This is a genomic window from Pseudomonas sp. Pseusp16, from assembly GCF_047324915.1.
GTDB lineage: Bacteria > Pseudomonadota > Gammaproteobacteria > Pseudomonadales > Pseudomonadaceae > Aquipseudomonas > Aquipseudomonas fluorescens_CD.
The window spans coordinates 1,589,505-1,607,910 of the sequence record NZ_CP168522.1 but is presented as its reverse complement, the minus strand read 5'-3'; the positions used below and the strand labels follow the sequence as shown (position 1 = coordinate 1,607,910).

The window sequence follows — 18,406 nt, the reverse complement described above, 5'->3', positions numbered from 1 at the left end:
AGAAAGGTGGGTCTGCATAGTAACGCAAGATGGTGACGCCGGGTTTGGGCAGCACACTCACATCAAAAAGGACGCGTTGTTCTGCCTCAGCCTTGATAGGCCGGGTTCTCGATCAGCAGTGCCATGCCCTGCCCGCCGCCGACACAGGCGGCGGCAATGCCATAACGCAGATTGCCTTCGCGCAGTTGCCGGGCCAGGGTCAGCACCAGGCGCAATCCACTGGCGGCCAAGGGATGTCCCAGGGCGATGGAGCCGCCCCGCCGATTGAGCCGGTCGCCATCCAGTTCCAGCACCTGTGCCACGGCCAGCACCTGAGCCGCCTGGGCTTCGTTGATTTCCACCAAGCCGATGTCGCCAAGGGCCAACCCGCTGCGTTGCAACAGCAACTGGATAGCGGGTGCAGGTCCGATGCCCATGAACTCCGGTGCCACGCCCACCACGGCACTGGCCAGTAAATGAGCCAACACCGGACGCCGGGCCGCAGAAGCGCGCCCCACCAGTGCGGCCGCCGCACCATCGACCACCGCGCAACTGTTGCCGGCCGTTTGCACACCGCCGGCATGCACCGCCCGCAACCGGCTCAAAGCGCCCGGATCGGTGGGTCGCGGGTGGCTATCGCGCGTCACGCGGTCCACGCCCCGTGGCAACTCAATACTCCGTGGCTGATAGCCGGCCAGTTCAAAACGCTCATTGCCAACCGCCACCAGTTCCGGTTCGAACCAGCCGTCAGCCTGGGCCTGCAGCGCCAGCTGATGACTGCCGAGCGCGTAGCGATCCACCGCTTCGCGGCTCAGGCCATGTCGTCGGGCCAGGTTGTCGGCGGTGGTGATCATGTCTACGCCCGGGGCCGGGTCGTAGAGGGCTTCCCAGAGAAAGTCCTTGAACGCCACCTCGGCACCGAGCCGGAAACCACCTCGGTGGGTGTAGGCGGCAATCGGATTGCGCGACATCGATTCGGCCGCCACACACAGGGCCAGCTGCACGCCGTCATCCAGCTGCCTGGCGGCCTGCCGCAAGAGTTCGAAACCGGTGGCGCAGATGCGCTGCACTCCCAGTGCCGGAGTCTCTTGCGGCACGCCGCTGTAAAGGCCGATATGCCGAGGCAGCAGGTAAGCATCGAAACTGGCCTGAGCCATGGAGCCGGCGAGCACGCTGTCCACCGACGACGGATCGATAGCGGCGCGGGCCAGCACCTCGCGCCCGACCTTGATCCCCAGATCGATCGGCGAGACCTGAGCCAAGGCTCCGCCAAGGTCGACCCAAGGCGTGCGCAGTGCTTCGAAAATGGCCACATCGCAGAAGCTCGAATACTGCCCTGCGCCGCTCACGGTTGTGGTCCGGCACGCAGGATGGAAGGCTCTTCACCGCGATACAGCGCCTCGACCTTATCGGCTCGCCACTGCAGCACCGCGCGCTGGTTGATCGAGCCCTTGTCGGTGATTTCACCACGGTCGATGGAAGCAGGTTCGTCGAGCAGCGCGATCCATTCCAGGCGGCTGGCATTACCGGTGGCGTCGCGGTTGAGCCGTTGCAGCCAATCGCCGAACCACTGACGCACCGGCGCGCTGGCCAGAACCTCGGCATCGCTGGCGTGGGCACTCAAACCGGCCAGACGTCGGCACTCAAACAACCGGGGAAAGACCAGTGCACCCAGGCACTCGCGGTCCGGCGCGGCCACCACCAGGTCCTGAACATAGGGCGAACCTTCGAGCACCGCGCGATTGCGCAGCGGGCCGACGCTGACAAACACGCCGGAGCTCAGCTTGAAGTCCTCGGCGATGCGCCCGTCGAACATCAGCCCCAGTTGCGGATCACGGGCGTCAGCCAGTTTCAGCGCATCACCAGAACAATAGAAACCCTGCTCGTCGAACACCTCGGCGGTCTGCTGCGCCGCGCGCCAGTAACCGGGCATGATGTGCGGCCCGCGGAAACGCCCTTCCAGCTTGCCGTCCACCGGCACCAGCCGCACTTCACAACCTGGAGCCGGCAGACCGATATAACCGGCCATGGACAGTGGCCCGGTCGTGAATGTGCAGGACGGCGCCGCCTCAGTCATACCGAGCCCGGCCATCATACGAATGCGTTCGCCACAATGCTGTTCGGCGACCCGATCCAGGCGATCCCAAATCCTCTGGGACAAGCCGGCAGCGGCGAAGAAGAACAGCTTCATGCGCGAGAAGAAAAATTCGCGCAACTCGCCGTCCTGCTCCAGGGCGCTCACCAGTTCTTCCCAGCCCTTGGGCACGGTCAGGTAGGCGGTGGGCGATACTTCTTTGAGGTTGCGCAGTGTTTCGGCAAAGCCCTGGGCGGTGGGCTTGCCGTCGTCCAGGTAAAAGGTGCCGCCGTTGTACAGCACGATGCCGACGTTGTGGCTGCCGCCGAAGGTGTGATTCCACGGTAGCCAGTCCACCAGTACCGGTGGTTCTTCGCCGAACACCGGGAAGGTTTGCAACAGCATCTGCTGGTTGGCGCAGAGCATGCGCTGGGTGGTGACCACCGCCTTGGGCAGCTTGGTGGAACCTGAGGTAAACAGAAACTTGGCGATGCTGTCCGGCCCGGTAGCCGTGAAGGCGCACTCGGCCTCGGCACCGCCGGGCTGTTCCAGCAGGCTGGCAAAGCTCGCCTGATGCCGGCCCGGTATTTGGCCACGCACGGTGATCAGTGGCGTTTTCACTGGCAACACCGCCTCGATCGCCCGCTGATAGGTCGCGGCGTCGCTGATGAACACCAGACCTGGTTGCAGCAGGTCGCAAACATGCCGCAGCTTGGCGAAATCCTGAGACAGCAACGAATAGGCCGGTGAGACCGGGCTATAGGGAATGCCGGCGTACATGGCACCCAGCGCAATCTGCAAATGCTCGATGTCGTTGCCCGAGAGGATCGCCAGCGGTCGTTCGGCCGACAGGCCGTAACTCAGCAGGCTCTGGGCAATGGCGCGGACGCTGGTCAGCATTTCGGCGTAACTCACCCGGCGCCAGTCGCCGCCCTCCTGGCGAGCAGCGATAAAGGTCTGTTGCGGGCGCACTTGGGCCCAATGCACCAGGCGATCGAGCAAGCGTGCAGGCAACTCGGCCAAAGGCTCCAGGGAGCGCATATGCAGGATGCCCTGCTCTTCGCTGACCTCGACCGCAGGACGGCCGATGGAGACCTGCCGATAGCGCGGCGCACTGGCTTCGGTCTGGGGTGGCGATCTGAATTCGGAACTCACGTGCTTGTTCTCCATCAAGGCACGCCACCGGTCCGCCGGGAAGCAGTCAACCGGGGCATCGCAGCCTTGTTATTGTTATGACTGGCCTGCACGCGGGCGGCGATCGCTCTCCAGCATTCGTCGCCCCGCGCTGCGACGGCTGCTCAGATCGGGTAGTGCCGCGGTCCGTTCTGCAAGGTCACCCAGCGCAATTGGGTGAAGTGCTCGATGGACGCCTTGCCGCCGAAACTGCCATAGCCGCTGGACTTGACCCCGCCGAAGGGCATCTGCGCCTCGTCGTGCACGGTCGGACCGTTGATATGGCAAATACCCGATTCAACCCGCTGAGCCAGGGCCAGAGCACGGCTGGTGTCACGACTGAAGATCGCCGCCGACAGGCCGAACTCGGAATCGTTGGCCAAACGCAACAGTTCTTCATCGCCCTCACCTCGCAGCACCACCGCCACCGGGCCAAAGGACTCTTCACGGTACAGGCGCATGGCATCGGTGACACCGTCGAGCAAAGTCGGCTGCAGGATGCTGCCCTCCAACCGGCCACCCGCAACCAGGGTTGCGCCCTTGTCGAGGGCATCGTCGATCAGCAGTTTGATCCGTTCGCCAGCGTTGCTGTCCACCAGGGAGCCAAGCACCGAACCTTCGGCATTGGGGTTGCCGGCGGGCAAGGTGGCGATCTTCGCCGCCAGTTTGGCGACAAAGGCAACGGCCACCTTGGCATCGACGATCAGGCGCTCGGTGGACATGCAAATCTGCCCCTGATTGAAGAAGGCACCGAAGGCCGCAGCCTCCACCGCCGCATCCAGGTCGGCATCCTCCAGCACCAGGAACGGCGCCTTGCCGCCCAGTTCCAGCAACGCCGGCTTGAGATGACGCGCCGACAGCTCGCCGACGATGCGCCCGACATGGGTCGAGCCGGTGAAGTTGACCCGACGCACCGCCGGGTTGGCGATCAGCCGCTCGACAATCGCCGCGGCATCCTGGGGCGCATTGCTGATGACGTTGACCACGCCATCGCCGAGGCCGGCGTCTTGCAACACCTGGCCGATCAACCGGTGCACCGCCGGGCTCAGTTCCGACGCCTTGAGCACAACGGTGTTGCCGCAAGCCAGCGGCATGGCGATGGCGCGGGTGGCGAGGATCACCGGCGCGTTCCAGGGCGCGATGCCCAACACCACGCCACAGGGTTGACGCAGGGCCATCGCGAAGCTGCCGGGCACATCCGAGGGAATGATTTCGCCGTTGATCTGGGTGGTCATGCACGCGGCTTCGCGCAGCATGTTGGACGCCAGGTGCACATTGAAACCGTACCAGTTGGCCATGGCACCGGTCTCGCCGGCCGCCGCGATGAATTCCGCGCTTCGGGCCTGCAACTGTTCAGCCGCACGCAGTAACCGGGTGCGTCGCTCGTTGGGGGCCAGCGCTGCCCAGGCGGGGAATGCCGCTTTGGCCGCAGCCACCGCAGCGTCGGCGTCTTCCAGGGTGGCGGCGGCAACGCGCGACACAACTTCACCGGTCACCGGATTACGCCGTTCGAAGGTTCGACCGTCTCGGGCGGGGCACGACTGGCCGCCAATCAGCAGGGGCACGTCCAGCATGGTGATTCCTCTTTATTGTCTTTATCGGGAATACGTTCTCGGGGTTCACAGTAGCGCCGAGGCGCCGGGGCGAACAGCTGGCGGACGCTCGATCGTCCGGCCAGCTCGCCTTGATTTCAACGCCGGAACTCAGCGCTTGTAAGCCTGCAAACCGGGCTTGATGCTCTTTTCGTCGAGAAACTGCTTCATGCCCTGCTCGCGGCCACCTTCGGTGTCCAGCAGGCGCGACTGATCGAGCTTGGCGTACAGGTAATCTTCGTTCTGCTCCCAGGTGAGTTCGCGGCAACGCTTGAAGCCATGCTTGGCCGCGCGCAGCACCACCGGGTTCTTCTCCAACAGATTACGCGCCAGTTCGATCGTCACTTCACGCAGTTGCGCCAGGGGTACGCTCTCGTTGACCAGGCCCATCTCGGCGGCTTTCTGCCCGCCAAAGGTCTTGCCGGTCATGATGTAGTACAGCGACTGGCGATGGCCCACGGTGTCGGCCATCGCCTTGCTCACCAGATTGCCCGGCGGAATGCCCCAGTTGATTTCCGACAGGCCGAAGGTCGCTTCATCGGCGCAGATCGCCAGATCGCAGGCCACCAGCGGGCTGAAACCGCCACCGAAGCACCAGCCGTTGACCATGGCGATGGTCGGCTTGGCGTACATGCGCAGCAGTTTCCATTGCCATTGAGAGGCTTCGCGACGAATTTTTTCCTGAAGGATTTCCGGGCCGGCGTCCACTTCGCGGAAGTATTCCTTGAGGTCCATGCCCGCAGTCCAGGCTTCGCCCGCACCAGTCAGCACCAGTACACCGGCGTCCGGATCCTGCTCCAGGGTTTCCAGAACGTCGATCATCTCGCGGTTCAGGGTCGGGCTCATGGCGTTGCGTTTTTCCGGGCGGTTGAGGATGACCCACGCGATGCCTTCCTCGATTTCCACTTTGACGGTTGTCCAGCGACCTTCGTAATTGCTCATGGCGATACTCTCTTGTTCTTGGCTTGACGATGGGTAAAAACTAAACCGCAAATATAGTTATGTCAATTAACCATTAATAAAATTAACCGAATTGTTTTCGTGCGTGAAACGGGCGCAGCGCCCAGAAATATGCAAGAGGTCGTGGCTATCCCCGGCCAATCTCGGCAAACTAGATAGCCTTCTTAACCGCCAGCCCGAGGATTCACCCTGCAATGGCTAAATCTTCCAAGATTGCCGCCGCCCCCGAGGCCCCTGCCGACAGCGGCGAAATCCAGGCGTCGCTGGACGCCGCCCTGGACGACCTGATCGGTTACGCCATGCGCCGGGCGCAGTTGAAACTGTTCCAGAACCTGATTGGCCGGCTCTCGACCCACGACTTGCGCCCGGCGCAGTTCTCGGCCCTGGCGATCATCGACCAGAACCCCGGGCTGATGCAGGCCGACCTGGCCAAGGCGCTGGCCATCGAGCCGCCGCAAGTGGTGCCGCTGCTGAACAAACTGGAAAGCCGGGCGCTGGCGGTGCGGGTGCGCTGCAAACCGGACAAGCGCTCCTACGGGATTTTTCTCAGCAAGACCGGCGAAGCCCTGCTCAAGGAGCTGAAACTGATCGCTGCCGAGAGCGACATGGATGCCACGTCCGCCCTCGACAGCCAGGAGCGCGAAGAGCTGCTCAGGCTGCTGAAGAAGGTCTATCAGGCCTGAAACGACTTACCAGATCGGCACGGTGTAGAGCACCAGAAAGCGGGTCTGGTTTTCATCGCGAAACGCCGCGCCGGCGGGGAAGTCATTGCGATAGATCGACTTGCGCGCCATCAGCCCGACGTTCTTCAGCGGGCCACTCTGGATCACATACCCCAGTTCCATCTGGAACTCCCGCTCCTTGCGGTCGTCGGCATTCAGCGCCGCCAGTTCGATATGGTCCCCGCGCACATAACGCAACCGGCTCTTCAGGCCGGGTACCCCGGCAGCGGCAAAGTCATAGTCGTAGATCGCCTGCCAGGTCCGCTCTTTGGCATTGAGAAAGTCCGAACTCATGGTCAACTCGCTCATGCCCATCAACTCGGTGCCCGACACATAAGGCGTCGCGGTATCGCCGCTGGCGTGCATATAGCCCAGGCTCAGGCGATGGCCGCCAAAGCGATAGCCGAGCAGCGCCGAGAGGTTGCGGTTGTCCACCTTGCCGGCCTTGGCGCTGCCGTCCTCGTCACTGAAAAAACTGCGCAAGTCAGTGGTCAGTATGCCCTCGCCTACCTGAAGATTGTGCAGCAGCGCCAGGGTGTTCTGCTGATACAAGTCCGCCACTTCAGCGTGATAGGCACGCAGGCTCAGATCCTTGTTCACCTGGTAATCACCGCCGACATAGGCCATGTGCGATGAGGTGGCCGCGCCGTTGAAACGCCGGTTCGGCGAGGCAATGCTCATCGGCTGATAGTCGGTGGAGTCACGCTTGTTGATGCGGTCGATGTAGCCGGTGTTGAAGGTCAGTCCGTCGATGTCCTTCGAACTGAGCGTGGTGCCGCGAAACGTCTGCGGCAGCAGCCGTGACGGACTGGCGAAAGCGAACGGCAGGAAGATCGACACATCACCGGTCTTCACCGTGGTCTGGGCAAAGCGCATCTTGGCGGTCATGGCCAGGCGCGAATACTCGTCCGCCGCGCGCTTGTCGCTGGCGGACACCGGCAACAACTCAGTGCCGCTGCGGTCCGGCGACGAGTCCAGCTTGACCCCCATCAAGCCGCGGGCGTCGAGGCCGAAACCGACGGTACCCGGGGTAAAGCCCGACTCCACATTCATGATGAAACCCTGGGCCCATTCCCGGGCCGCGGTTTTCGCCCCGTCGTCCTTGTAGTCCCGATCCAGGTAGTAATTGCGCAGGGTCAAGGTGCCGTGGCTGTCATCGATGAAGCCTTCGGCCAGCGCCGGAGTGGCAATCACACTCAAGCCCAACAGGGCCAGGCGACGTGCGCGAACAGGTAAAGATGAGGTCGCCGCAAGGGCGTCCCGAGGGAGGTTTGGCATGTTCGATGTCCACTTTTTGTTGTTGTTTTTGAACGGGATCGTCGGGGTTTCCCCAAGGATCTCCGGCCAGAGAATGGAAACGCCTGAAGGTGGCGTCAACCCACAATGACCGATAAACGAACATTAATATTATTATCTATATTTTAAATTCATCCTCAACCTTATGCCATCACATTGATTTTAATGAATTTAATTGAGTTTTTAAGCAAAAAACCTTGCCTATTCATTTTTTAGTTATCTTTGTTAATCTTAATTCCAGCCTGTTATCGCCTGCTGCGAACAGGCTCGCGTTCCCCCCTCAGCCCCCAACAAAAACAATAACGAGGTTCGCCATGGACACCCCATCACGTCGCACGACGCTGACCATTGCCCTGTGTTTTATCGTTGCACTGATCGAAGGCTTCGACCTGCAAGCCGCCGGCACTGCCGCCGCGGGCCTGCGCCAGACCTTTGCCCTGGATCCGAAAATGATGGGCTGGGTATTCAGCGCCGGCATCATCGGTTTGCTGCCGGGCGCCTTCTTCGGCGGCTGGATTGCCGATCGCATCGGCCGCAAGAAAATCCTCATCAGCGCCGTGCTGCTGTTTGGCCTGTTCTCCCTCAGCACCGCCTACGTCAGCAGTTTTTCCAGCCTGCTGCTGGCGCGCTTCATGACCGGCCTGGGCCTGGGCGCCGCCCTGCCCAACCTGATTGCCTTGTGTGCCGAAGCCGTGGGTGAGCAACGTCGCGGTACTGCGATCAGCATCATGTATGCCGGCGTGCCGTTGGGCGGCGCACTGGCGGCGGTGGTCGCCATGCTCTTCACCGAGTATTGGCAGACGACCTTCATCATCGGCGGTCTCGCGCCCTTGCTGGTGGTGCCACTGATGGTCCTGCTGCTGCCCGAGTCCAGCGCCTTTCGCCAGCAACAAGGCAGCGTCAACCTGGCGCGCACTTCAACCGGCCAGGCGCTGTTCGGTGAAGATCGGGCCCGCGTCACCCTGGCGTTGTGGCTGAGCTACTTCTTTACCCTGACCGTGATGTACATGTTGCTCAACTGGCTGCCATCGCTGTTGCTGGAACAGGGGTTCAGCAAACCCCAGGCGGGTCTGGTGCAAATGCTGTTCAACATCGGCGGCGCCCTCGGTTCCCTGCTCGGCGGGCTGCTGCTGGATCGCTGCAACGGCATCAAAGTGGTGCTGTTTGTCTACGCCGGGTTGCTGGCGGCGCTGGCCGGGGTCGGCCTGTCGGTGGGCATCGTCCCCATGGCCATCGCCGGTTTTTCCGCCGGGTTGTTTGTAATGGCCGCGCAGCTGGTGCTTTACGCCCTGGCACCGCCGTCGTACCCGACCTCGGTGCGCGCCACCGGCGTCGGCGCGGCGGTGGCCATCGGTCGCCTGGGATCGGTGGCCGGGCCGTTGGCCGCCGGGCAGATTCTGGCGGCCGGGGCCGGCACCACCGGGGTGTTACTGGCGACTTCACCGGGGTTGGTGATTGCAGCACTGACCATCATCAGCGTGATTGTCCGATCGGCCCCGCAGACTATGCCCGAGCTGAGGACGGCGAACCCGGTCGCGGACAAACCCTGACCTCGCCCTCTGACAAACTGATTGAAGCCAGGTTGTTCGGCGTTGCGAACAAACGCAATGAACGCGCCGTCTGCCACAGAAACAAAAAAAGAGACCGAGGTCTCTTTTCTTGTTTTCAGCGGCCCGCTACCACACGGCGATATGGGAATCGGCTCGCGGCTCGGTGCCACCGCAAAACACACCGGTATCCAGGTAACAAACCATTTCGCTGGATGCTCCGAAGCCTTTCGTTCCCGCGAAAGAGCGCACTACAGAAATTATCGCTTTAAATGTTTTACTCGATTAAGTATTTTGCATGGATGATTGGGCGACATCCGCCCTCCCTTTTTCATAGCGACAGGGATCTCCCGTGAGCGGACTACGTGAGCGTCAGAAAGTCGAACGACGCCAAGCCATCAGCAAGGCAGCGATCGAACTGTTCGAGCGTCAGGGTTTCCAGAACACCACCATCGAACAGATCGCCAACCAGGCTGGGGTGTCGGCACCCACCGTGTTCAAGTACTTCGGTAATAAGCAGGAAATCATTCTGGAAATCCTGCATGACGCCGACCAGCGTGCACTCAAGGACACCCGCAGCCAGATCCCTGACATTGAGGATCCGGTCGACGCCATGTGTTACCTGGAACGACGACTGACCGGTTACGCCCTGGAGGTCATGCACCCCAGCCTCTGGCGTGAACTGCTGCCATTGATATTGTTTGGCGGCGACAACGGGCTGCCCGAAGGCTATCGCGCCATGAACGATGCGCTCAGGGCTGAAATCAGTGGATTGCTCAGAGAGCTGCAACAGGCTGGCAAGCTACGCGCAGACCTCAACGTCGACCTGGCCGCCTTCTTGTTGAACGACTATTCACACCTGCAGTTGTTCAGGCTGGTCAACCAGGAGCAGCCGGATGTCGAGTCCCACTCCGCTCAGGTAAGGAACATCACCGAGCTGCTCTTTTACGGCATGCGGGCCTGAGAAAACACACGGATGCAATCACCTTGCAAGGTGTTTGGCTGAACGCCAAAAACCAGAGGGCCGATTATTGAATCGAACGGCGGACCGGTATGAAAAAAGACTATTTGGGCAGTTCTACGATGGAGAGTTCTCGCCTGGTGCTAGGCGGCAATGTCTTTGGCTGGACCGTCAACGAACAAGATTCGCTGAAGCTACTCGACGCAGCGTTTGAACTCGGCATCAACACCTTTGATACCGCAGATGCCTATTCCATCTGGGCCAGCGGCAATAGCGGCGGCGAATCGGAAGCGTTCATCGGCAAATGGCTGAGTCAGAACAGCCACCGACGCAGCGAAGTGAAAATTATCACCAAGGTCGGGGCCGAACTATCGCCCCATCAGCACGGGCTCTCGAAAGGCAGAATCCTGCAAGCCGTGGATGATTCGCTGCGTCGACTGCGAACCGATTACATCGATTTTTACTTCTCCCACTACCCGGATCCCTCGACAGCACACGAAGAGACCCTGGAGGCGTATGGCGCATTGATCGCCTGCGGCAAAGTTCGCTCGATCGGCGCGTCCAACTACACCCTGGAAGATCTCCAGGCCGCCAAAACCTCTGCCGATCGCCACGCCCTGCCCCATTACAGCTGCCTTCAGGTGGAGTACAACCTCTATGATCGGCATGACTTCGAACAGCAGTTGCGCTCTTTTGCCCAGGCCGAGGGCTGCGAGGTCCTGACCTACTTCAGCCTGGCCTCGGGTTTTCTCAGCGGCAAGTACAAAGGCCTGGATGACGTGACTCACAGCGCTCGCCGCGAGGATCTGGAAAAGTACTTCGATGAGCGCGGCATGCGCATTTTGCATGTTCTGCATCAGGCGGCGCAGGAGCAGCAGGTCTCCCCTGCGCAAATCGCCCTGGCCTGGATCATGCACCAGCCAGGTATTACCTCTCCCATTGCCAGTGCCACCAACCTGGACTAACTCAATAGCCTGGCGCGTTCGATGCAGATGACGCTGGATGCTCAAACACTTGAACGGCTGAACCTCGCCAGCCTTCTCTGAGACTGGTCACGCGCACTGACCATCAGGTCCTTGCTGAGCTGACAGATCGGGCCCGGCACAAAAGTACCGGGCCACGATGATCAGCGATTGGTCTTGATGCTGGTCCAGGTGCGCGTGCGGATCCGCTCCACCGCTGCCGGCATGGGCTGCAGAGCGAACAGTGTTTTGCGCGCTTCCTCCGGCACATACATGTTGGGGTTATTACGGATGTTGGCGTTCACCAGCGCGGTGGCGTCCTTGTTCGGATTGGGGTAACCGATCTTGTTGCTGATCCGGGCAATGACGTCAGGGCGCAGGATGTAGTTGATGAACTCATAGGCCTCTTTGGTATGCGGGGCGTTGGTCGGCACCATCATCACGTCCGACCACATCGGCGCACCTTCCTTGGGTAACGCCATTTCCACCCTGACACCCTTGCCGGCGGCATCGGCCAGCTGTTTGGCCAGCGCCACGCCGCCCGACCAGCCCACGGCGACGCAGATGTCACCATTGGCGAGGTCCATGCCGTAGCGCGACGAGTTGAAATAGGTGACGTAAGGCCGAATCTTCATCATCGCCGCCTGAGCCTGCGGGTAGTCCTCGCGTTTCTGGCTGTTGGGGTCGAGGCCCTTGTAGTGCAAAGCGATGGGCATGATTTCGTTGGCTGCATCGAGGAAACCGACGCCACAACTGGCCAGCTTGGCGAGGTTCTCTTCCTTGAAGATCATGTCCCAGCTGTTCATCTGCACATTGGCGCCCAGAATCTGCTGAACCTTGTCGACGTTGTAGCCGATCAGCGTGGTGCCCCACAGGTACGGCGCAGCGTAGCGGTTGCCCGTGTCACCCACCGCTTCCAGGGATTTCATGAACTCCGGGTCCAGATGCTGCCAGTTCGGCAACTGGTTGCGGTCCAGAGGCTGGACGGCACCCGCCGCGATCAAGTGGCTCAGGTTGGCGCTGCCGGGGTAGACCACATCATAGCCAGAGTTGCCGGTGAGCAACTTGGACTCCAGGGTCTCGACGCTGTCGAACACGTCATAGACCGGACGGATCCCCGTTTCCTCCTGAAAGCTCTTGAGGATCTCCGGTGGCAGGTACTCGATCCAGTTATAGATCCGCACCGTACGCTCTTCAGCCTGGGAAACGCCCGCCGTCAGCAACGACAGCGCAACGGACAACAGGGTGTTGCGTATATTCTTGTTCATGGTGAAACACTCCTACGCGGCCGCGGCGGCTCGCGGCACTTAATAGCGGTAGGTGAAGTACAGTTCCAGCGCGCTGAATTTCTGATCATCGCCGAATACTTGCCTGGCAGCGGCCAGCGGCTTGACCCAGTTATAGGACAGCGACGTATAGAACGACGGAGTCGGCGTCCAGTCGAGGAAAACCACGCTCTCATCGGCAAAGCGCCGATCGCTGACGGATGCGCCCATGTAGTTTTTCTCGTCCAGCCAGAACTGATAGTGAATCGCGCCGAGGGTCAGGGTTGGGTTCAGGTGAGTTTTGAGTGAGAACTGCTGAACGTTTTCGTTGCTGTTGAACAACAGGTAGTTACCGACGATGTCCCCTACCAGCCAGGTGCTCCAGTCGATGAAACCTTTGCTCAAAGGGTCCCAGGCTTTCTGACGGTTGTCGGTGAGGTTGTCATCGCCGGAAAAACTGGCGTAGCGATAGCCAATGACCGGCGTCAGGGGCAAGGTATTGAAGGCATAGTCCGCCTGACCATACCAAGCCTTGGCATCGTAATCGACGCCCTCGCCGCTGCCTTTCTCCAGCGCGTATTCGGCGTTGAGCGTCAGGGCGGGTACGCCCGGCACTTTGGCGTTGAGTGCCCTTACGTTGTACACCAGCATCCCGTCCCGGAATCGAGGGGCTGTGCTGCCGTTGGGGCCCAGCGCATGAACCTTCATCGCCATGGCGCCCAGTGTCACCTGGTCGTCGAGGTTGTAATCCAGGTTGGCGCCCGTCATGCGGAAGTCACCCAGATCGTCGTCGGTGCGCAAGCTGAAAGCCTGGGCCTTCACCGCGCCATGATCCCAGGCCAGGATCGCAGAATCCTTGAAGGCGGTTCTTGGGCCAAGCCAGTAGGCGCCGTCATCGAGCTGGTCAAGGTTGCCGTCCATGACGATGAAGCCAGTGCCGATCATGTAGTTCTGGCGCCCGGCAGTCAGCGTCCATTCCCCGGCGCGGATACCGCCGTAGAGTTCTTCGGCGGCCACATCACCGTCAGAGCTGCGCGTAAAACCGCCGGCATCGCCATCGCCAAAGGTTGTCGCCGCCACGAGCGAACCGCCGGCCAGCAGGCTGAAGTCAGGCTGTAGTGAATAGTCCAGCTTGATACCTGGCTTTACGTAGAACTCTTGCCAGTCGATTTTCGTGCCGTCATTTTTGCCGCTGCGCATATCGACGCGGCCGCTGCCGAAATTGACGTTACGGGTGGAAAGAGTCGCCCCACCGGCGGTGAGGTTGACCTCACCCTTGAGGTTGCCGTCCTCGAAGGTGTAGCTCGCCAGCGCGACTTGGGCGGTCAGGGGTAAGCCGACCGCTAAGAGCGTTCGAGAGAAACGCGTCATGGAAACCATATGAAGCTCCTGTGTGATTATTGTTGTTACAGGGCAGTGAAATGGCGGCGCAGAGCGCCGCCAACACCTGGCCGAGCCAGGCGGACAGGACACAAACTTCTTGTCGTTATGGGGCGTTTCAGTGAGTCAGGTGCGCGGCGATGGCACGCAGCATGCGCACGCTGTCAGCATCGAATGGGCCGACAGCCTCGGTCAGCGATGACTGCTTGACGATCACCACGCCGGACGGCTTGTCGACGAACAGGTATTGGCCATGAATGCCACCGGCCATGATCGCCTGGCTGTGGTCGTTGAAGACGTACCACTGGCTACGGTAGGAAGCGCCGGGGGTCCATTTGGAGAACTCGGAGTTCTTGGCATAGATCGCCGGATCGGCGCCGGCGAAGAGGCGTGCGATGGTCTCGGTCGACAGCAGTTGCAGGCCATCCTGGCGACCATCGTTGGCCAGCAGGCGGCCGAAACGCGCCATGTCTCGCACGGTGGCGCTGAAACCGGCACCGGCGACACTGCGCCCCCAAGGGTCGGCCATGAAGTAGCCGTCGCGCTCACACCCCAACTGGCTCCAGATGTCTTGCAGCAACTGATCGCAGGCCTTGCCCGAGGCGCGCTCCATGACCCAGGCCAGGGCTTCGGTGGTGGCAGTCACGTAATGGAAAAAGCCGCCGTGGCTGCCGCGTTTTTTCAGCGACGGCAGGTACTGATACAGCGACTCGAACTGAGCGTACTGCGCAGGTGCCGGCTGGAAACCGCAGGCGTAGCCGTACTGCGAACTCTCTGAATTAGGATCGTCATAGACCTCGCTGTAGTCGATGCCCACGGCCATGTCGAACAGCTGGCGCACCGTGGCATCGCCAAACGCGCTGCCCAACAGTTCAGGCACGTAATTCGCCGCCGGTAATTGCGGATTGAGGATGCCATCGCAGACCAGTTGCTCCCCCAGGGTGCCGATCAGCGACTTGGTCACCGAGAACATGACGTGCCGGTCCCGGGGACGCTGGCCGTTGAAGTAACGCTCGAACAGCACGGTGTCGCCCTGCATCACCAAAAAGGCGTCGGTCTGACTGGCCACCAGGTGATCGATGACACTGACGCTCAGACCACATTCACTGTCGAAGTGCAGTTCGTCCAGTGCCTGTGGTGTTTGCGTCAGCGTACTGACCGGCCCACAACCCGCCTGCACATCAATGGAGGGCCGCAGGCGCGCCAGATTGCGGAAGCCCCACTGATTGAACGGCGGGCGCATCCAGTTGTTCCACGTGACGCGGCGTTTCGGTTCGGCCGGAAAACCCTGCATCAGCAAAGGCGTCATGCGCCCGTCGAGTGACGATTCATTCGTCTCGCTGTAAAGACTGGCCAGCAACGGCACGGTGTTCTGGTTCATCGGGTTGCCCCTGAAAAATGACTCTGCGTGAGAGCAGATGCAGGGAAATAATTACCCGGTATTATTCTTTAGTCAATAAAACATTTACGCAGGTTAAAATATCCTCATCACTGTGCTTTGATGGGGGCAAACACGGCGCTCAGCGCCAGTTACTCCTGCGCCAGCCCTGCCAACGGGGATGGTGGCTGGGTGCTAAATGCCCTCGCAGAGTGCTGATACCAGGCGTAGGATCGATACGATGACTGCTAATCACGCGTCGTTGGAAGGTGACTTCCAACCAATCTGCATTCACGCGCAAACGCAAGACATAGACCGCCGCACTGTAAGGTCGCGCGCCCCTTCGCAGTACAAGGGCCGTGTTCTCACAACAACAAAAGCGAGGTGAAAGCATGTCTGGTAATCGTGGTGTCGTGTATCTCGGCGCAGGCAAGGTCGAGGTGCAGACCATCCCCTATCCAAAAATGGAAGACCCGCGCGGCAAGCGCATTGACCATGGCGTGATCCTGCGCGTGGTTTCGACCAATATCTGCGGCTCCGACCAGCATATGGTGCGTGGTCGGACCACGGCCCAGGTCGGGCTGGTGCTTGGCCATGAGATCACCGGCGAGGTGATCGAGAAGGGCCGTGACGTGGAAAACGTGCAGATCGGTGACCTGGTCTCGGTGCCGTTCAATGTCGCCTGCGGCCGTTGTCGCAGTTGCAAGGAGCAGCACACCGGCGTCTGCCTGACGGTCAACCCGGCGCGCCCCGGCGGTGCCTATGGCTATGTGGACATGGGCGACTGGGTCGGCGGCCAGGCTGAATACGTGCTGGTGCCGTATGCCGACTTCAACCTGCTGAAGCTGCCCGACCGCGACAAGGCAATGGCGAAAATCCGCGATCTGACCTGCCTCTCCGATATCCTGCCGACCGGCTACCATGGCGCGGTGACCGCCGGTGTCGGCCCTGGCAGCACGGTGTATATCGCCGGTGCCGGTCCGGTCGGACTGGCTGCTGCCGCCTCCGCCCGTCTGCTGGGTGCGGCGGTGGTGATAATCGGCGACGTCAATCCGCTGCGTCTGGTGCATGCCAAGGCCCAGGGCTTCGAGATCGCCGACCTGACCCTGGACACTCCGCTGCACGAGCAAATCGCCAACCTGCTCGGTGAGCCGGAAGTCGATTGTGCGGTCGATGCGGTCGGCTTCGAAGCCCGTGGCCACGGCCATGACGGCGCGCAGCACGAGGCCCCGGCCGATGTGCTCAACGCGCTGATGGGCGTGGTGCGGGTCGCCGGCAATATCGGTATCCCCGGTCTGTATGTCACCGAAGACCCGGGCGCGGTCAACAAAGCCGCCAAGCATGGCAGCCTGAACATTCGTTTCGGCCTCGGCTGGGCCAAGTCCCACAGCTTCCACACCGGCCAGACCCCGACGATGAAGTACAACCGTCAGCTGATGCAGGCGATCATGTGGGACCGAATCAACATTGCCGAGGTCGTCGGCGTGCAGGTGATCAGCCTGGACGACGCGCCGCGCGGTTACCACGAGTTCGATGCCGGGGCGCCGAAGAAATTCGTCATGGATCCGCACAAGCTGTTTAGCGCCGCCTGAGGACCAGGCTGGAAAAAGGGCAGCTTTGAGCTGCCCTTTTTTATGGCCGTGAGCATTGCTGCGCAAAAGGTTCATTTACTCTCTGGGTTTCGTAGCTGCGATGCGCCAGACCTTGTTCCCGACATCATCGGCCACCAACAACGCGCCATCCTGATCAAGGGTTACGCCGACTGGACGCCCTTGTGCTTCGCCATCAGCGTTGAGGAAGTCGGTCAGGAAATCCACCGGCATCCCCGCAGGCTTGCCATCGCTGAACGGTATGAACACCACCTTGTAACCGGCCTGCGGGTTACGGTTCCATGAGCCATGCTCACCGATGAAAACGCCATCGGCAAAGTTGGCTGGCATGCCTCGCGAATCAGAGAACGTCAGACCCAAAGGGGCGACGTGAGTGCCCAGCGCGTAGTCCGGTGCGATGGCTTCGGCCACTTTATCCGGACGCGGCGGTGTCACTCGGGTATCGATGTGGGAGCCATAGTAGCTCCACGGCCAGCCGTAAAACGCCCCGTCCTTTACTGAAGTCAGGTAATCAGGCACAAGGTCGCTGCCAATTTCGTCGCGTTCGTTGACCACGGTCCACAGTTGGGTTGAACCGGGTTTCCAGGCCAGCCCGTTCGGATTGCGCAAACCGCTGGCAAATAGACGTTTGTCGCCGCTTTTTACGTCGACTTCCCAAATCGCTGCGCGACCTTCTTCCATATCAAGGCCGTTTTCACCGACATTGCTGTTGGAGCCCGCCGTGACGTAAAGCTTCGTTCCCTCGGGGTTGGCGAGTACATTCTTTGTCCAGTGGTGATTAATGCCTGAGGGCAGTTCGGTGACTTTCACCGGCGTTGCATTCACCTCGGTTTGACCCGTGCTGAAAGGCACCTTGACCAGGGCGTCGGCATTGGCAATAAACAACTCATTGCCCACCAGAGCCATGCCAAAAGGCGACGTCAGTCCGGTCATGAACACCTTGCGCACTTCAGCGTGGCCATCACCGTCGGCATCGCGCAACAAGGTGATGCGATTGGCGCTCGGCGCATCCGCCCCCACCCGCTCCATCACAATCCCCATGACGCTGCGTTTTGCCCAGGCGATCGGTCCGGTGCCGCCATCCGTGGCGCCTTCCGGCATCGGCGGGTGGTTGCTCTCGGCGACCAGCACATCGCCATTGGGCAACGTGTACAACCAGCGTGGGTGATCGAGATTCTCGGCCAACGCGGTCACCTTGAAACCGGCAGGAGCCGTGGGCATGGCATTGCCCTTCCAGCCGATGGCCTTGGAGACCTTCAACGTGGGGATCAGCGAAGTGGTGGGTTCTGGTAACTGCGGCGCCGAGCCGACGCTGGCCTGAGACGGCAACTTGGAGGACTCACCACAGGCGGTGAGTAGTGCTGCAGTCGTGATCAGGAGCGCAAGCCGGTTGGGCACATTCATTGTTCTAACCTCGCTATGGCCTTCCATGGGCCAATGATGGGACAGGCAAAATCCCGGCGAAGTATCGCGATGCTTATCCGCTACAAACACCGCGTCTGACGCA

At 61.0% G+C, this 18,406-nt stretch carries 14 protein-coding genes; 5 read left to right on the top strand and 9 right to left on the bottom strand.

Features of this window, described 5'->3' with window-relative positions:
• Positions 1-86: 86 nt before the first annotated feature.
• From ACEN8Q_RS07035 to ACEN8Q_RS07020, 4 genes are all read right to left on the bottom strand, one after another.
• Complete coding sequence (locus ACEN8Q_RS07035; RefSeq protein WP_413704812.1) at positions 87-1,328, bottom strand: thiolase family protein; 1,242 nt, start codon at positions 1,326-1,328, stop codon at positions 87-89.
• Entirely contained in the window at positions 1,325-3,208 is a 1,884-nt protein-coding gene (locus tag ACEN8Q_RS07030) for a feruloyl-CoA synthase (protein WP_413704811.1), read from the bottom strand. Before ACEN8Q_RS07030 ends, ACEN8Q_RS07035 begins: the two co-directional genes overlap by 4 nt.
• A gap of 143 nt (positions 3,209-3,351) precedes the next feature.
• Positions 3,352-4,800, bottom strand: coding sequence for an aldehyde dehydrogenase (locus tag ACEN8Q_RS07025; protein ID WP_413428546.1), 1,449 nt, complete (start codon positions 4,798-4,800; stop codon positions 3,352-3,354).
• 129 nt (positions 4,801-4,929) lie between these two features.
• Entirely contained in the window at positions 4,930-5,760 is an 831-nt protein-coding gene (locus ACEN8Q_RS07020) for a p-hydroxycinnamoyl CoA hydratase/lyase (protein WP_413428547.1), read from the bottom strand.
• A gap of 212 nt (positions 5,761-5,972) precedes the next feature.
• On the opposite strand from ACEN8Q_RS07020, the gene ACEN8Q_RS07015 reads away from it, so the two are divergent.
• The gene (locus tag ACEN8Q_RS07015) at positions 5,973-6,461 is read left to right on the top strand and encodes a MarR family winged helix-turn-helix transcriptional regulator (protein ID WP_413704810.1); all 489 of its coding nucleotides are present in this window, start codon (positions 5,973-5,975) and stop codon (positions 6,459-6,461) included.
• Positions 6,462-6,467: 6 nt separating this feature from the next.
• Here ACEN8Q_RS07015 and ACEN8Q_RS07010 read toward each other — a convergent pair whose 3' ends face one another.
• On the bottom strand, positions 6,468-7,778 hold the full coding sequence (locus ACEN8Q_RS07010; protein ID WP_413428889.1) for an OprD family porin: 1,311 nt from the start codon (positions 7,776-7,778) through the stop codon (positions 6,468-6,470).
• Positions 7,779-8,110: 332 nt separating this feature from the next.
• On the opposite strand from ACEN8Q_RS07010, the gene mhpT reads away from it, so the two are divergent.
• The 3 genes from mhpT (at position 8,111) to ACEN8Q_RS06995 (ending at position 11,269) form a co-directional block, all read left to right on the top strand.
• Positions 8,111-9,346, top strand: coding sequence for a 3-(3-hydroxy-phenyl)propionate transporter MhpT (gene mhpT / locus ACEN8Q_RS07005; protein WP_413704809.1), 1,236 nt, complete (start codon positions 8,111-8,113; stop codon positions 9,344-9,346).
• Between the two features lie 349 nt (positions 9,347-9,695).
• Complete coding sequence (locus tag ACEN8Q_RS07000) at positions 9,696-10,307, top strand: TetR/AcrR family transcriptional regulator (protein WP_413428071.1); 612 nt, start codon at positions 9,696-9,698, stop codon at positions 10,305-10,307.
• 89 nt (positions 10,308-10,396) lie between these two features.
• Positions 10,397-11,269, top strand: a complete 873-nt coding sequence (locus tag ACEN8Q_RS06995; protein WP_413704808.1) for an aldo/keto reductase — start codon at positions 10,397-10,399, stop codon at positions 11,267-11,269.
• Positions 11,270-11,430: 161 nt separating this feature from the next.
• Here ACEN8Q_RS06995 and ACEN8Q_RS06990 read toward each other — a convergent pair whose 3' ends face one another.
• From ACEN8Q_RS06990 to ACEN8Q_RS06980, 3 genes are all read right to left on the bottom strand, one after another.
• On the bottom strand, positions 11,431-12,534 hold the full coding sequence (locus ACEN8Q_RS06990) for a polyamine ABC transporter substrate-binding protein (protein ID WP_413428069.1): 1,104 nt from the start codon (positions 12,532-12,534) through the stop codon (positions 11,431-11,433).
• 39 nt (positions 12,535-12,573) lie between these two features.
• Complete coding sequence (locus tag ACEN8Q_RS06985; protein WP_413704807.1) at positions 12,574-13,911, bottom strand: alginate export family protein; 1,338 nt, start codon at positions 13,909-13,911, stop codon at positions 12,574-12,576.
• Between the two features lie 118 nt (positions 13,912-14,029).
• Positions 14,030-15,292, bottom strand: coding sequence for a serine hydrolase domain-containing protein (locus ACEN8Q_RS06980; protein ID WP_413704806.1), 1,263 nt, complete (start codon positions 15,290-15,292; stop codon positions 14,030-14,032).
• 389 nt (positions 15,293-15,681) lie between these two features.
• On the opposite strand from ACEN8Q_RS06980, the gene fdhA reads away from it, so the two are divergent.
• Positions 15,682-16,881, top strand: a complete 1,200-nt coding sequence (gene fdhA / locus ACEN8Q_RS06975; protein ID WP_413704805.1) for a formaldehyde dehydrogenase, glutathione-independent — start codon at positions 15,682-15,684, stop codon at positions 16,879-16,881.
• 75 nt (positions 16,882-16,956) lie between these two features.
• Here the strand turns inward: fdhA and ACEN8Q_RS06970 are convergent, their stop codons facing one another.
• Positions 16,957-18,303 (bottom strand): PQQ-dependent sugar dehydrogenase, encoded by a 1,347-nt coding sequence (locus ACEN8Q_RS06970; protein ID WP_413428065.1) that lies wholly within the window; start codon positions 18,301-18,303, stop codon positions 16,957-16,959.
• Between the last annotated feature and the right edge of the window lie 103 nt (positions 18,304-18,406).